Below are 13,955 nucleotides of genomic sequence, written 5' to 3'. Positions count from 1 at the left end.
GTGGTGTGGCCGTCGTGCGCACGCTGGTGCCCGCTACAGCGCAGGGCCGAATCACGGGTCTGCGCGGCACAGTGCCCTTCGGCATAGACATCAACGTGGCCCGGCCCACCGTGGGGCAGGTGCCCGGCGCCTGGCAGGAGGCGACAGCGGCGCGGGCTGTCCTGCGCAGTACCTATGAGCATGCCGCACCCGTGCTGGCCGCCGTGCAGGAGCGTGGCGAGGCCGGCGTGCCCATCTCGACCCTGCTGTGGCAGACCTGGCAGCAGGCCCAGCGCGTGGTGCACGCCACGCAGGCGGCCTGGCAGGACGGCCAGCGTGTGGCCCGCACGCTTCGTCAGGCCTACGAAGAGGCCACGCGCACGCGCGCTGCATCCCGCCAGGCCTGGCAGGAGGCCGAGCGCGTCAGCATGGTGTCGCAGCAGCAGTTCGAGGAGGCACTGCGGCGCCGGCATGCAGTCACCCAGGCCTTCAGCACGGGCGTGCTCCTGGGTGCTGCTGTCCGCACGGACATGCAGGACGGCAGGGCGGTGCGTATCGCGGTGCTGGGTCGGTACGAGGAGGCATGGCACCCGCGCCCAGGTGTCACGCCGCCCGGCCCGAAGCCGCCGATAGAGCCGCCGTGCTATGTGCCTGTCGTCGGTGGGTCGGTGGACCTGGTGTTTGTGGAGCCCTGGACCAGCAGCACGCAGCTGGTCTTTGTGTGCTGCAAGGTCGGCCCGCACCCCGAACCGCCGCGCTACGTCATTCCATTGTTGAGGGTTTACATGACAGTCCATACCATCGATGCAGTCCTGCTGCCGAGCCTTGAGCGTGTGCCGCTGCAGAGCCTCAGTATCACGACCAACGACGACGACTACGGCTGGACCATGTCCGCCTCGGGCAAGCTGTCGCTGCTGGATCAGCTCGCGCCTCGGCAGGGTGTGCCCCAGCAGATCCGCGTCACGGTCGACGGCATCCAGTGGGTGTTTGCGGTGGACCCCCCGGCACGCACGCGCAAGTTCCCGGAACATGCGGTGCAGGTCACGGGGCGCAGCGTCACTTCGCTGCTGGCTGCGCCTTACTTCGCGTCTACCGATTGGGCCAACACCATGCCGCGCACCGCGCAACAGCTGGTCCTTGAGGCGCTGGACCTGACTGGCGTAACTCTCGACTGGCAGCTCGACGACTGGCTGGTGCCGGCCAATATCTGGAGCCACGGCGGCACGCCCTTATCAGTCGCGCAGCGCATCGCCGAGGCCGCCGGCGGCGTGGTGCGCAGCCATCGCTTTGAGCCTCAGCTGCAGATCGCGCCCCGCTTCCCGCACATGCCGTGGGCCTGGAGCGATGCCGTGGCGGACGTCCGCATGCCTGCCCAGATCATCACCAGCGACAGCCTGCAGGCAACCCGCGTTGCGCGCTACAACGCCGTGTATGTGGCCGGCACTGGTCAGGGCCTGCCTCTGGGCCACGTCGTGCGTACTGGCACTGCCGGCGACCGCCTGGCGCCCCAGGTCACCGATGCCCTGATCACCGACACCGTCGCGGCTCGGTTGCGCGGTCAGTCGGTGCTGGCCGCATCGGTCATCACGCACCAGCAGCCCATCACCGTGCCGCTGCTGACGGGTGGCACGAACCCCGGCCTCATCCTGCCGGGCTATCTGATCGAAGTTCAGGAGCCTGCCGAGACATGGCGCGGACTGGTGCGCGGCATCACGGTCTCGGTCGACGCGCCCACCGTACGCCAGACCTTGGACGTGGAAAGGTCCATCGCATGACCATCAACCTCTTCCGCCGCCTGCAGAACCTGCAGCCCGAGGCCCCGGTCCTCTATGCCACCGTGGTGGTGCGCCTGGGCGCCACGGCCCGCGTGGAATTCCCGGGTGGTGGCACGTCCATCGTCAACAACCCCCTCGAGATCGAGGCAGGCACGGCGGTGTTCGTGCGCGGCGGCGCCGTGACGGGGCCGGCCCCGGACCTCGTCTACACCCGGATCGACGTCTAGATCCGTATCCGCTTTTCAGCGCCCGCCGCGTGGCAACACCGGCGGGCTTTTTTGTGTCCCGAAGAAATGGAGTCCCCTGTGAATCCCCTCAAGCGTTGGCGGTGGTGGGCCGTGCTGGCCTTGCCCCTGGCTGTGATCGTCATCAACTCCCTCGGTCCCAACGGCTGGCGCGAGCCTGTCGTGCGACTGCTGTGGCTGTCGTGGACCGCTGTGGCCGTGGCCGTGGCGCTGAGTGCGTCCAAGGCCATGGCCGACTATGCCCACGGCCGCGATGCATGGATCAAGGCCCTTGAGCATCCCATCGGTGCCGGGCTGGCCTTTCTTGCGCTGTGCGTGCTGCGTGGCGCCATGGTCGTGGCCATCGTCTGGGCATCGATGACGCAGTTTGCCCAGGCAGGCGAACTGCAGGCGCGCCAGCCCGCCGGCCTGGCCAGGGCCGAGGCCATGGCGCCGATGATCGTCGACGAGATCAACGCCCATTGGCCCAAGATCCCCCGCCGCAGCTACCTGGGCGCACTGTTCGAGCAGGAGTCCTGCCGATCGCTCACGCACTCCATGTGCTGGTCCTCGACCGCGCGCCTCAAGACCTCGCGGGAAGAGGGTGGCGGCCTGGCCCAGCTCACGCGCGCATGGACCAAGAGCGGCGCCCTGCGCTTTGACAGCCTGGATGAAGTGCGGCGCATGGCCCCATCCGCCCTCGAGGATCTGGATTGGCAGTCGGTCTACGAGCGGCCCGAGCTGAGCGTGCGCGCGGCGATCATCAAGCTGCGCGGCTGCGATGCACGCCTGCAGGCGCTGTCGCCAGATCTCGATGCACTGGTGCGCGTGGCCTTCTGCGACGCAGCCTACAACGGCGGCTGGAGCCACCTCCAGCAGGACCGCCAGCTGTGCACGTTGCGGGCAGGCTGCGACGCCGACCAGTGGTTCGGCCACGTCGAGCTGCACAGCGTCAAGAGCCGCGAGAAGTGGCAGGGCTATGGCCAAAGCGCCTATGACATCAACCGGGAGCACGTGCGCAACACCGTGCCGCTGCTGTCTAGGCGACTGAAGTACTTGCCGTGGCTGGGGGTGTAGCCATGCTCGAAGCCATCAAGTCCAAGGCCTGGCAGGCCGGCGCACTGGTGCTGGCCGCACTGCTGGCCCTGCAGACCTGGCGCCTGCACGGCGAGCAGCTCGCCCACCAGCGCCTGATCGCGGCCCAGGCCCAGCAAGTGGCCGGGCAGGCTGTCGCAGGCCTGGCCCTGGAGCGAAAGCTCTCCATGTCCGAATCCACCCACGCAACAAAAACCCAAGAGGCATCCGATGCATTCACCCAGGCTCGCCCTGCGCGCGACGCTGTTGTGCGCGCTGATCTTGACCGTGTTGAGCGGCTGCGCCTCGCCGCCGAACGCAGCGCAGCCACTGCCCGGGCGCAAGCCCAGGCCAACGCCGCTGCCGGCCGCGATCTTGCAGATCGATACGGCGCCCTCGCTCAGCACGTTGCAAGCGGGGCAGCAGTGGTTGCAGGACTCCGAGCGGATCTTGCACGTCGAGACGATGAGGTAGTGCTGTTGCGCACCCAGATCGACGTCGACCGGGGCCTGCTGGCCCCCTGAAAAAAAGAACGAGGCGACCGGGTCGGTGCTGTAACACCGACCAAGCCGCCGAACCCACAGAACGCGCCTGTGAGCCCAGCCGAGGCCCCGTCCACCTGTACAGGCGGGGGCAATATATCAAAACTCTGGAGCCCACCATGGCAAACCCCATCGTTCCCTGGCTTGGCGGCAAGCGCCGTCTGGCCGATTTCATCGTGCCCCGGTTCCCGGCACACAAGTGCTACGTCGAGGTCTTCGCGGGCGGCGCGGCCCTGTACTTCCTGCGCCCGCCGGCCGAGGTCGAGGTCGTTAACGACATCAACGGCGAGCTTGTCAACCTGTACCGGGTCGTGCAGCGGCACCTCGAGGAGTTCGTGCGCCAGTTCAAGTGGGCGCTGTCATCGCGCGAGGTCTTCAAGTGGCTGCAGATCACGCGGCCGGAAACCCTGACCGATATCGAGCGCGCTGCCCGCTTTTACTACCTCCAGCACCAGGCCTTCGGGGGCAAGGTTTCGGGCCAGACCTGGGGCACGGCCACCACCGCTCCGGCGCCCACAGTCAACCTGCTGCGCCTCGAGGAAGACCTGAGCGCTGCCCACATGCGGCTGCATGGCGCCTACATCGAGCGCCTTGATTGGCAAGACTGCATGAAGCGCTACGACCGGCCGCACACGCTGTTTTACTTGGACCCTCCATATTGGGAAACCGAGGGGTACGGCGTGCCTTTCCCCTGGGCGGAATACGAGGCGATGGCCGACCGCATGCGCAACCTGCAGGGCAAGGCAGTGCTGAGCATCAACGATCACCCAGCGATCCGCGAGTGCTTCGCCGGCCTGCACGTCGAGGTCGTGCCGATCACCTACATCGTGGCTGGCGGCGGTAGTGGCGTGCAGCGCACCGAGCTGGTCTACAGCAGCTGGGATCGCTCTGCGGAGCCCGTGGGGCTGTTCTAAATTGGGTGGGAGAGCTGGCGCGCATTGCTGAGGGTGCAAGGGGCAGGGGCGCCTGCGAGCGTGCCTACGTTGTCGGTCGTGCGATGATGGAGGCCGCGCAGTAGGGGAATAGGGTAGAGCGGACAACGCCATGATTGCGAGGGAGACGAATCATTGACACTCAATTCAAAGTTTGGGCCAGTGGAGACGGCCGGACAGTTATGGGAGCGTCAAGAGGCGATGCAGGCGGAAGCTGCGTCGCTGCTCGGGCAGATGCTGTTCGCGTTCTCGTACATTGACGTGTGTTTGGGGCTATGCCTTGCGTGGGTTGATGCTGGGGTGAAACTTGAAGCCTTGTCAAAGTCTGTCGAAGCTCAAAGTGTGCACCTGAAGCTGCAAACACTTTCGAGGCATGTGGTAGAAAAGCTCCCCCCTCATTCAGATGGCCGCATGGCTTATGAGCGCTGGATCAGCCGTGTGGATTTTGCTCGGACGAAGCGAAATCAGATGGTGCATGGGCGATGGGGCATCGAAGCGCGCGATTGCAAGGTTGTCAATGTCGTTGGTCTGCCCTCAGGGACGCAGCAATGTGTTGAATACACTCTTGAGGAACTTGACGCGTTCAATGAAGAGCTGCGCTCATTAGGGCGGGAGCTAGCAAGGCTGAGAAAAAACTGGCCTTTGTAGAGTGCGTGGCTGCAGTCGCGCCTTCAGTCCTCTGGACAGCGCTCCACAGCCCAGTCCAGCGCGGCCTCGGTCGTGTCGTGCGGGCCGTCAAAGGCCATGATGCCGCGCTCATTGTCCCAGAGTGCACCGTCCCAGAGTCGGGCCGCAGGGAAGGGCAGGCGGCCATAGTCCACGACCACGGCATACCAGCCCGGCTCAGTAGGGTGGCCACCCCAGATTAGGCTGTCAGCCATGGCGGGCGGGCAGCACCTGCACCGGGCCGAGTCCGCTGTACACCAGGTCGTCGCCGGGTCCGCGCACCTCGAACCATCCAGGCTGGGCCTCCACGATTTTGTATGCGTCAGGAGGCGCTGGCAGCGGCTCAATCTCAGGCACGCCGAACCATTCGGGCATGCGGAGCAGGGTCATCAACTCAGGCATCGATATCTCCTGTGGGTTGCCCATCGGGCACGATCCACCAGGCTTGGCGGATGTGCTGCCAGCTATGGTTGTAGTCTTGGCCATTGAGTCGTATGCCACCGCCCTTGATGAGCTGCAGATCGCAATGGTCAAGGGGCGGTATCAACTCATTGAGCATGTGGGCATCGGGTGCGGGGAGGAGGTGGGCGCGACAGTGCGGCGTCCCAATCACAGGGATCTTGGAATACATGGTCAGCCATCCGCGCATGCCAGTGGCTCGGGCTTGCTCGGGGGTGAGGCGGGCGCCGTTGAGGTAGAGGCTATATACAGTGCACCACATGACTGTATGAATATACAGTTAAATTAAGGTTGTTGGAAGTTAGCATGTACTCCTGACCATCCCAGATGGTCATCAGGAGGTCATCATCTGCAACCGATACAACACTCCTCGGGAGACCGAGATCGAGCGTGCTTTTCGTGTCGGCCGCCAGGCGCCAAACAGGTGGTGGAAGCCGCACGTTACGCCGCTGGCCCTGGGTCCGTACGTCAAGCCCGGCGGCGAGTTGGAGGTGGGGCAGTGGGGCATGATCCCGCGCAGCTCTCCCACGCGCAGGCCGACTACCCGCGACGGGACGCCCATGAGCACGAACAACGCGCGGCGCGAGACGTTGGCCAAGTCCTGGACGTTTGCGCCGGCATGGCGCGCCGGTCAGCGGTGCCTCATCCCCGTGACGTCGTGGGTGGAGCCGTATTGGGGGCTCGGCTCACGCAATGTCTGGTGGTCGTTCCGGCGCGCCGACGGCCAAATGGCCGCCCTGGCCGGCCTGTACAGCGAGTGGACGGACCCCGAGACAGGCGAGGTCGTGCCGAACTACACGATGATCACGCAGCCGGCTGATGGCCACCCAGTTCTCTCGATGATGCACCGGCCAGGCAAAGAAAAGCGTGGGGTCGTGGTGCTGGAGCCAAGTGACTGGGATGCCTGGTTGCATGGGACACCAGACCAAGCCGACGCGCTAATCCAGTTGCCTCCTCCAGGTGTCTTGTCTTCTGCTGCAGAGAAGCCCGAGGAGGAGGATCTGTTGCCTTCGGACCAGCTGGCTCTGCTGAGGCGATGACTAGACGCGGTTGTTTCCTAATTTTGGGAGGTTGTCTTGTAAGTTGTTGATATAAAATGATGAAAATGGATTGCAAATCCGGTTAGACCAGTTCGACTCTGGTTCGCGCCTCCAAAAATTCATTGCGAAAACAGTTCAAAAGGCCCTTCGGGGCCTTTTTCTTTTTCTGCGTCAGGATCATGGCTTGTCCTTGCTGTCTGGTTCGAGCCGGCCCCGTGCCCGGTCAAGCTCCATCTCTCCCTCTCTCTAAAGTTTCGGCACTCTGCGAGTGGTTCAGGGCTTGTTCTTCTGTGACATGAAGAGAATTCCATTCTGTAATTCATTGCCAGTTCGGTGAATTATTTTGTTTCCAATTGTTCTGCCTGGATCCTCGCCGCGAGCGTGCTTATTGGAAGTTGATTGGAAAATTGCAAAAAAGTGCAAATGGCTTGCCATTGGCGGTGGATTCAATTGGCCGGTCGTGGATATGATGCGCGCTTCATTCATCGGGAGGGATTATGAAGATCAAGCTATTGACGGCGATTGTTGCCAGCGGCGTGGTGCTGGCGGGTTGTAAAACCATGGAGTCCGCTGATGTGGGCGGGCTGCTGGATTCAGGCTCCACGGCCATGAAGGCCATGACGCTCACGGATGACGATGTGGTCACGCTGTCCAACGACTCCTGCGCGGCCATGGATGCGCAGAACAAAGTGGCCGATGCCAAGAGCAAGTACACGGTGCGGCTGAACAAGGTCATTGCCAGCATGCCGCAGGCCGTCAATGGGAAAAAAGCCGTCTACAAGGTCTATATGACGCAGGACGTGAATGCCTGGGCCATGGCCAATGGCTGCATTCGCGTCTACAGCGGCCTGATGGATCTGATGAACGACGATGAATTGCGTGGCGTGATTGGCCATGAGATCGGGCATGTGGCGTTGGGCCATAGCAAGAAGCGCATGCAAACGGCCTATGCGGCATCGGCTGCGCGCTCGATTGCAGCCAATAGCGGCAATTCGGCGCTGGCCTCGCTGTCGCGCTCGCAGGCCGGAGATCTGGGTGAGAAGTTCATCAATGCCCAGTTCTCGCAGTCGCAGGAGTCGGCGGCCGATGACTACTCCTTCGATCTGCTCACGGAAAAGAAGATGAGCCGCCAGGGGCTGGTCACATCGTTCCAGAAGCTGGCCAAGCTCAGCGCTGGCAGCGGCGGCAGCTCCATCCTGAGCTCCCATCCGCCGTCCGAACAGCGGGCCAAGCGCATGCAGGATCGCATCGATGGCAAGTAGGCGTCGACGGTGAAGCAGCCTGCCGCCGCAAGGTGCAAGGCGGGCTGCGATCTGCCTTGGTGCAGATTTTTTCCGGGCTTCTTCCGAAGCACCAAAAATCTGCGCTAGAATTCAAGTCTGCTCTGTGAAGCGCGCAGCTTTATAGATACGCGGGAATAGCTCAGTTGGTAGAGCGCAACCTTGCCAAGGTTGAGGTCGACGGTTCGAACCCGTTTTCCCGCTCCAATTCAGAAAAAAGGGAAGCGGTAACGCTTCCCTTTTTCGTTGGTGCTGCAGTTGCAGGCGTGAGCAGTTCGCGCTGACCTGTGACGCTGCGGTGCAGGGCCCCGATGGTGAAATTGGTAGACACTGCGGACTTAAAATCCGCCGCTTCCGAACAGGGGCGTGCCGGTTCGATCCCGGCTCGGGGCACCACAACCCAATACGTACTAGGCATTGTTGCTATCTATACGGTAGCGGATTGAAGCAGCTAAGGCGCCTGCTGTTCCGCAAATTCAGGCGTCGTGCCGCAACGTGCATCGACGGGCCTGCCCGCTTGCTGCGCTGCACGGTGTCCATGCGTTGCCAAGACCTTGCCCGTTGGCATAACGTGCGAGAATCCATTCATCAGGCCCCGGGCTGCTTGCCTGGATGGCGCGGCTCGGGCAGACAGTGATGGCGATGCCTGCATGCGTTCCGTTGACGTTGATCGTGGCACATGGTGCGGCGTGACAGGTGTGGCCAAACTCATCCCAGACGAGAACATGTCGAATTACAACGCTCCATTTGAAATCCACGTGCACGGCCAAGTGCTGCTGCGCCCCGACACGACCTACGAGCAGTTGCAGGAAGCGCTGGGCCCGCTGTGGAAGTATGCGGGTGCCCGCTCCCTGGCCGATGGCGCTGGCAGCGTCTATGAGGAAGAGCCAGGCATCCAGTTCGATACCAAGGAGCGCCTGCTCCAGGTGTGCTGGACCGTGCGTGGTGACGAGGATTTCCGCCAGTCGCTGGACGACATGTGCATGGGCATCAACGAGCTGGCCGAGCAGGGCGCGGCCATCGAGGTGACCTTCTACGACACCGAGTTCGACGAGGAAGAGGAGTCCGAAGAGGCCGAGTCGCGCGACGACTTCGTCATGCTCTTCGTGGGCCCGACGCCCGCGGCCATCATGCAGGTGCAGCGCGATCTGCTGGTGCAGGACGTGGTCAACCTGATGGAGCGCCATTTCGACGGCTCCGAGCTGGGTGGCGTGGTGCAGGAGATCGACAAGCTGTTCTCCCAGCGCTTCGACGCCCTGGTCAGCTCGCTGGAGATCGGCAAGCCGCCGCGCGGCATGGGTGGATCGGGTTCGGGCCACGGCGGCAACCGCCGCCCCCGCCACCTGCATTGAGCGCAAGGCGCTGCCCCGCGCAGCGTACAGCCATGGCGGCACAGGCCAGCACGCCGAAGTATTCCGGAGCAGTCACCGAGACCGTGCGCCGCCAGCGCGAGCAGCGGCGCGAGGTGGCCGGTGGCGCGCTGCCGCTTCCCTACCTGTCCGCCTACCCGGCCGCGCTGCAGTCACAGGTGCGTGGCTGGCTGGCCGATGACAAGGCCGAGGCCTGGCTGCTGCGCAAGCATCCCGAGGCCCATGCCGTGCGCACGGACAAGAGCCTCTATGACTACGTGGATGCCCTCAAGGGCCGGCACCTGCGCAATGCCGGCACGCTGAACAAAGTGGCCTACGACGGCCGCATCCATGTGGTCCACAACGCCCTGGGCCTGCACACGCGCCGCGCCGTGGTGCAGGGAAGTCGCCTCAATGCACGGCATGAGATCCGCATCGGTGCACTGTTCAAGCAAGCGCCCGAGGCTTTTTTGCGCATGATCGTCGTCCACGAGCTGGCCCACCTGCGCGAGCCCGATCACGACAAGGCCTTCTACCAGCTGTGCACCCACATGGAGCCCGAATACCACCAGTTGGAGTTCGAGTTGCGGCTGTACCTGAGCTGGATGGACCACTCGGGCCGGCGCCTGTGGCAGGCGCAGCCGTGATTCAAGCGGCCGTGGGGATGGCGCTGGATTCGCCGACCTGAACGGACGAGCAGCATTGCGCGGGCAGATCCAGCCAGCGCGATGCCGCAGCCTGCAGGGCCTGCAGCGATCCCGTGGTCATCAACCGGACCTGGCCCTCCGCCGCGGGCAAGGGTCCTGTTTCGCTGGCCAGGGTGCCCAGGCGGTCCAGCACGCGCCGCGTCTGGCGGGCTACCGGGGCACCTGTGTCGATGAACTGGATGTCCGGCCCCAGCAGCGTGCGCAACTGCTCGCGGGCGAATATGTAGTGGGTGCAGCCCAGCACCAGGGAATCCATCTCACCCGTCTTCTGTCCGAAGCTGCCCAGGGCATTCACATACCTGGCGCACAGGCGCGCGACCTCGGTGGCCATGGGGTCGGCGGGAACGGGCTGCTCCGTGCTTTCCTCGATGGCCTTGGCCAGTCCGTCGCAGGGCTGGACATGGAATTGCACGCGCTGGCCATGGTCGGCCACCAACCGGGCAAAGCGCGCACTGCTCACCGTGCCGCGCGTGGCCATCACGCCCACGTGGCCGGTCTGGCTCGATAGCGAAGCGGGCTTGATGGCGGGCTCCACACCGATCAGGGGCAGTTCGGGCATTTCAGCGCGCAGCATGTCCACGGCAGCGGCCGTGGCCGTATTGCAGGCGATCACCAGTACCTTGATCTGGTGCTGCTCGCACAGGTGGCGCGCAATGGTGCGCGTGCGCTGCTGCACGAAGGCGTCGCCGCGTGCATCGCCATACGGAGCATAGCCGCTGTCGGCCAGGTAGATGAAGCGCTCATGCGGCAGCTCATGGCGCAGCGCCTGCAGCACGCTGAGGCCGCCGATGCCGCTGTCGAAGACGCCGATGGGAGAGGCCGGGGAGGTCATGTGGAGATGCGGATAAAGGCTTTTGGAGGCGGCGCCCAGTATGCCCGCTCGGGCGCGTTCATGCTGCGGCCATGGCTTGCCGCTGCAGCCATTGGGCATGTGTCAGGCGATACAGGCAATGCCTGCGCAGCGCATGGCCTGCCGGCACCTCCGGATGGTCGAAGTCATGGGCGTCGCGCTCCATGCCCAGGCGCTGCATCACGGCCTGCGAACGCATGTTGGACAGCGCGGTGAACGAGACGATGGACTCCAGATGCAACGCGCCGAAGCCGTGCTCCAGCGCCGCCCGCGCGCCTTCGCTGGCCAGGCCCTGGCCCCAGAAAGGCCGGGCGAGCCGCCAGCCGATTTCCACGCAGGGCGAGAACGGCAAAGACGCGGCGGGAGTGTGCAGCCCGATGAAGCCCATGAACTCGCCACTGGCAAGGTGCTCTGCCGCCCAGAAGCCCCAGCCGCGTTCCTCGATCAGTGCCTGGATCCTGTCTGCCATGGCATCGCTTTGTTCACTGCTGAGCAGTGCCGGAAAGTGCTCCATGACCTGTGGGTCGGCATTCAGCGCGGCAAAGGGCTGCCGGTCGCCGGCCTGCCACTGGCGCAGTATCAGGCGCGGTGTCCGCAGGGTCGCTACAGGAGAATGTGTGGTGGTCATGGTTGGAGAGGGCGCTGCAGCACCAACAGATAGGCGGCCGCATGGCCGTGGAAGGAGTGGGGGATGAAGCCTGCCTTGCCTGCCAGCTTTTCCACGCTGGTGCGGCGCTGGAAATGCGGGTCGAAGACCAGCTCGGCCACGGCCAGCAGGCCGCCGGGGCGCAGGCTCTGGAACACGTCGGCCAGCGCGGCCTGGCGGTCCGGGATCTCTCCCAGCACGGCGGCCATCACGGCGCGGTCGTGCTGCTCGGCTGCCAGTTGTCCCTGGCCCAGCGCCGCCGCCTGGGTGCGCACATTCTCCAGCCCCTGCGCGCGCGCCTTGGCCGCCACCTGTTCGAGCATGGCCGGCTGCAGGTCCACGGCCAGCACCTGTCCCTGCGCACCGACGGCACGTGCCAACGGCAGGGTGACGCGGCCCGGGCCGCAGCCCGCATCCAGCACCTTCATGCCCGGCTGGATCTGCAGTTGCCCGACGATGAAGGCGGCCTTGTTGCTGGCCGCGAAGGGGTTGTCAAGCTCGACCATCCAGCGCAGCCAGGACGGGCAGGGCAGGACATGGCGGCGGGAGGACAGGCGCCACGCCAGGCTGGTCACGGCCAGCAGGGCGATGAGGACGAGCGCGATGGTCATGTTGAATGGGCAGTGTTGCAGGCAGCGGGCAGTCTGTCACAAATGCCCGCGCCAATGAAAAGACCGCCCGAAGGCGGCCTCTTTGCGCTTGGTGCCGGCGTCAGGCCGATGCAATCTCAATGGTCTTGAACTCGCCGGATGCGATGCGCTTTTGCCATTCGGCAGGGCCGGTGATGTGGGCGCTTGTGCCGCCGGCATCCACGGCCACGGTCACGGGCATGTCCACCACGTCGAATTCGTAGATGGCTTCCATGCCCAGGTCCTCGAAGCCCACGACCTTGGCGTTCTTGATGGCCTTGGACACCAGGTAGGCGGCGCCGCCCACGGCCATCAGGTAGGCCGACTTGTGGTTCTTGATGGACTCGATGGCCACCGGGCCGCGCTCGGCCTTGCCGATCATGGCGATCAGGCCGGTCTGCTCCAGCATCATGTCGGTGAACTTGTCCATGCGGGTGGCCGTGGTCGGGCCTGCGGGGCCCACGGCTTCGTCCTTGACCGGGTCCACCGGGCCGACGTAGTAGATCACGCGGTTGGTGAAGTCCACGGGCAGCTTCTCGCCCTTGGCCAGCATGTCCTGGATGCGCTTGTGGGCGGCATCGCGGCCCGTGAGCATCTTGCCGTTGAGCAGCAGTGTGTCGCCGGGCTTCCAGCTGGCCACTTCTTCCTTGGTCAGGGCGTTGAGGTCCACGCGGCGCGACTTGTTGTAGTCTGGCTCCCAGTCGATCTTGGGCCACAGGTCCAGCGAGGGGGCGTCCATGTAGACCGCGCCGGAGCCGTCCATCACGAAGTGCGCGTGGCGCGTGGCCGCGCAGTTGGGGATCATGGCCACGGGCTTGGAGGCCGCATGCGTGGGGTACATCTTGATCTTGATGTCCAGCACGGTGGCCAGGCCGCCCAGGCCTTGCGCGCCAATGCCCAGGGCGTTGACCTTCTCGTACAGCTCCAGGCGCAGTTCCTCGACCTGGTCGAGCTTCTCGCCGCGCGCGGCCTTGGCCTGCAGCTCGTACATGTCCAGGTCTTCCATCAGGCTTTCCTTGGCCAGCAGCACGGCCTTCTCGGCGGTGCCGCCGATGCCGATGCCCAGCATGCCCGGCGGGCACCAGCCCGCGCCCATGGTCGGAACGGTCTTGAGAACCCAGTCCACCAGGTTGTCGCTGGGGTTCATCATGATCATCTTGGACTTGTTCTCCGAGCCGCCGCCCTTGGCCGCCACGGTCACGTCCAGCTTGTCGCCGGGCACGATCTGCACGTTGATGACGGCAGGCGTGTTGTCCTTGGTGTTCTTGCGCGCGAACAGCGGATCGGCCACGACGGAGGCGCGCAGCGTGTTGTCGGGGTGGTTGTAGCCGCGGCGCACGCCTTCGTTGATGGCGTCTTCCAGGCCGCCCGTGAAGCCTTCCCAGCGCACGTCCATGCCCACCTTCAGGAACACGTTGACGATGCCGGTGTCCTGGCAGATCGGGCGGTGGCCGGTGGCCGACATCTTGGAGTTGGTCAGGATCTGGGCCATCGCGTCCTTGGCCGCCGGGCTCTGCTCGCGCTCGTAGGCGCGGGCCAGGTGGGCGATGTAGTCGGCGGGGTGGTAGTAGCTGATGTACTGCAGGGCGCCTGCGATCGAATCGATCAGGTCCTGCTGGCGGATCGTGGTGGTCATCGGTGGGGTGTCTTTTTGATCGGGGGAACAGGGGAGGGGAATCCCGGGGGCGATTATCGGCGCTGCAGGGGGAAAAGTGCACGCAATGGGCGCAGTCTTGTACAAGAGTCGAGGGGTTTGCCTGGACAAGCCCGCCTCGGCGACACCTCAGTGGGGGACGGATGCGA

At 64.7% G+C, this 13,955-nt stretch carries 17 protein-coding genes and 3 tRNA genes; 13 read left to right on the top strand and 7 right to left on the bottom strand.

Annotated features, from left to right (window positions below; genetic code table 11):
- The 6 genes from ACF8ME_RS01020 to ACF8ME_RS00995 form a co-directional block, all read left to right on the top strand.
- Positions 1 to 1,754: hypothetical protein (locus ACF8ME_RS01020; RefSeq protein WP_392414936.1), on the top strand; the 1,754-nt coding region annotated here is incomplete at its 5' end.
- Entirely contained in the window at positions 1,751 to 1,981 is a 231-nt protein-coding gene (locus tag ACF8ME_RS01015; RefSeq protein WP_046238496.1) for a hypothetical protein, read from the top strand. The genes ACF8ME_RS01020 and ACF8ME_RS01015, both read left to right, overlap by 4 nt.
- A 78-nt stretch (positions 1,982 to 2,059) precedes the next feature.
- The gene (locus tag ACF8ME_RS01010; RefSeq protein WP_052947231.1) at positions 2,060 to 3,055 is read left to right on the top strand and encodes a hypothetical protein; all 996 of its coding nucleotides are present in this window, start codon (positions 2,060 to 2,062) and stop codon (positions 3,053 to 3,055) included.
- A 2-nt stretch (positions 3,056 to 3,057) separates the two neighbouring features.
- On the top strand, positions 3,058 to 3,576 hold the full coding sequence (locus tag ACF8ME_RS01005; RefSeq protein ID WP_046238495.1) for a hypothetical protein: 519 nt from the start codon (positions 3,058 to 3,060) through the stop codon (positions 3,574 to 3,576).
- A 137-nt stretch (positions 3,577 to 3,713) separates the two neighbouring features.
- Positions 3,714 to 4,508 (top strand): DNA adenine methylase, encoded by a 795-nt coding sequence (locus ACF8ME_RS01000; protein ID WP_046238494.1) that lies wholly within the window; start codon positions 3,714 to 3,716, stop codon positions 4,506 to 4,508.
- A gap of 153 nt (positions 4,509 to 4,661) precedes the next feature.
- Positions 4,662 to 5,174, top strand: coding sequence for a hypothetical protein (locus ACF8ME_RS00995; RefSeq protein ID WP_128422632.1), 513 nt, complete (start codon positions 4,662 to 4,664; stop codon positions 5,172 to 5,174).
- A gap of 23 nt (positions 5,175 to 5,197) precedes the next feature.
- Here ACF8ME_RS00995 and ACF8ME_RS00990 read toward each other — a convergent pair whose 3' ends face one another.
- From ACF8ME_RS00990 to ACF8ME_RS00980, 3 genes are read right to left on the bottom strand one after another with little or no spacing between them, the layout of a single operon-like run.
- Entirely contained in the window at positions 5,198 to 5,407 is a 210-nt protein-coding gene (locus ACF8ME_RS00990; protein ID WP_046238492.1) for a hypothetical protein, read from the bottom strand.
- A complete protein-coding gene (locus ACF8ME_RS00985; RefSeq protein ID WP_128422631.1) occupies positions 5,400 to 5,594 on the bottom strand; it encodes a hypothetical protein in 195 nt (64 codons plus the stop codon). Before ACF8ME_RS00985 ends, ACF8ME_RS00990 begins: the two co-directional genes overlap by 8 nt.
- The gene (locus tag ACF8ME_RS00980; RefSeq protein WP_235434626.1) at positions 5,587 to 5,823 is read right to left on the bottom strand and encodes a hypothetical protein; all 237 of its coding nucleotides are present in this window, start codon (positions 5,821 to 5,823) and stop codon (positions 5,587 to 5,589) included. The genes ACF8ME_RS00985 and ACF8ME_RS00980 overlap by 8 nt, the downstream gene beginning before the upstream one ends.
- Before the next feature lie 142 nt (positions 5,824 to 5,965).
- Between ACF8ME_RS00980 and ACF8ME_RS00975 the strand changes: the two genes are divergently transcribed.
- The 7 genes from ACF8ME_RS00975 (at position 5,966) to ACF8ME_RS00945 (ending at position 9,967) form a co-directional block, all read left to right on the top strand.
- Positions 5,966 to 6,691 (top strand): SOS response-associated peptidase family protein, encoded by a 726-nt coding sequence (locus ACF8ME_RS00975; protein ID WP_335582861.1) that lies wholly within the window; start codon positions 5,966 to 5,968, stop codon positions 6,689 to 6,691.
- Positions 6,692 to 6,694: 3 nt separating this feature from the next.
- Positions 6,695 to 6,805, top strand: a tRNA-Ser gene (locus ACF8ME_RS00970).
- A 383-nt stretch (positions 6,806 to 7,188) separates the two neighbouring features.
- On the top strand, positions 7,189 to 7,953 hold the full coding sequence (locus ACF8ME_RS00965; RefSeq protein WP_392414933.1) for a M48 family metalloprotease: 765 nt from the start codon (positions 7,189 to 7,191) through the stop codon (positions 7,951 to 7,953).
- A gap of 149 nt (positions 7,954 to 8,102) precedes the next feature.
- Positions 8,103 to 8,178: transfer RNA gene (locus ACF8ME_RS00960), tRNA-Gly, on the top strand.
- Between the two features lie 98 nt (positions 8,179 to 8,276).
- Positions 8,277 to 8,367 (top strand) — tRNA-Leu (locus ACF8ME_RS00955).
- A gap of 329 nt (positions 8,368 to 8,696) precedes the next feature.
- Positions 8,697 to 9,323 carry a DUF6806 family protein gene (locus ACF8ME_RS00950; RefSeq protein WP_013803265.1) on the top strand — a complete coding sequence of 209 codons (627 nt, stop codon included), beginning with the start codon at positions 8,697 to 8,699 and terminating at the stop codon, positions 9,321 to 9,323.
- Positions 9,324 to 9,355: 32 nt separating this feature from the next.
- Positions 9,356 to 9,967 carry a M48 family metallopeptidase gene (locus tag ACF8ME_RS00945; RefSeq protein WP_016445160.1) on the top strand — a complete coding sequence of 204 codons (612 nt, stop codon included), beginning with the start codon at positions 9,356 to 9,358 and terminating at the stop codon, positions 9,965 to 9,967.
- A gap of 1 nt (position 9,968) precedes the next feature.
- Here ACF8ME_RS00945 and murI read toward each other — a convergent pair whose 3' ends face one another.
- The 4 genes from murI to ACF8ME_RS00925 all read right to left on the bottom strand — a co-directional run bounded on the left by murI (position 9,969) and on the right by ACF8ME_RS00925 (position 13,788).
- Complete coding sequence (murI, locus tag ACF8ME_RS00940; protein WP_160855539.1) at positions 9,969 to 10,859, bottom strand: glutamate racemase; 891 nt, start codon at positions 10,857 to 10,859, stop codon at positions 9,969 to 9,971.
- A gap of 58 nt (positions 10,860 to 10,917) precedes the next feature.
- Complete coding sequence (locus tag ACF8ME_RS00935) at positions 10,918 to 11,505, bottom strand: GNAT family N-acetyltransferase (protein ID WP_392414931.1); 588 nt, start codon at positions 11,503 to 11,505, stop codon at positions 10,918 to 10,920.
- A complete protein-coding gene (locus tag ACF8ME_RS00930; protein ID WP_017407256.1) occupies positions 11,502 to 12,134 on the bottom strand; it encodes a class I SAM-dependent methyltransferase in 633 nt (210 codons plus the stop codon). The genes ACF8ME_RS00935 and ACF8ME_RS00930 overlap by 4 nt, the downstream gene beginning before the upstream one ends.
- Positions 12,135 to 12,234: 100 nt before the next feature.
- A complete protein-coding gene (locus ACF8ME_RS00925; RefSeq protein ID WP_013803260.1) occupies positions 12,235 to 13,788 on the bottom strand; it encodes a fumarate hydratase in 1,554 nt (517 codons plus the stop codon).
- Between the last annotated feature and the right edge of the window lie 167 nt (positions 13,789 to 13,955).

Origin of the sequence: Delftia sp. WSY_7, from assembly GCF_043104845.1 — a bacterium.
Lineage (GTDB): Bacteria > Pseudomonadota > Gammaproteobacteria > Burkholderiales > Burkholderiaceae_C > Comamonas > Comamonas tsuruhatensis.
The sequence above is the reverse complement of the archived record's forward strand: the minus strand, read 5'-3'. Positions and strand labels throughout refer to the sequence as shown.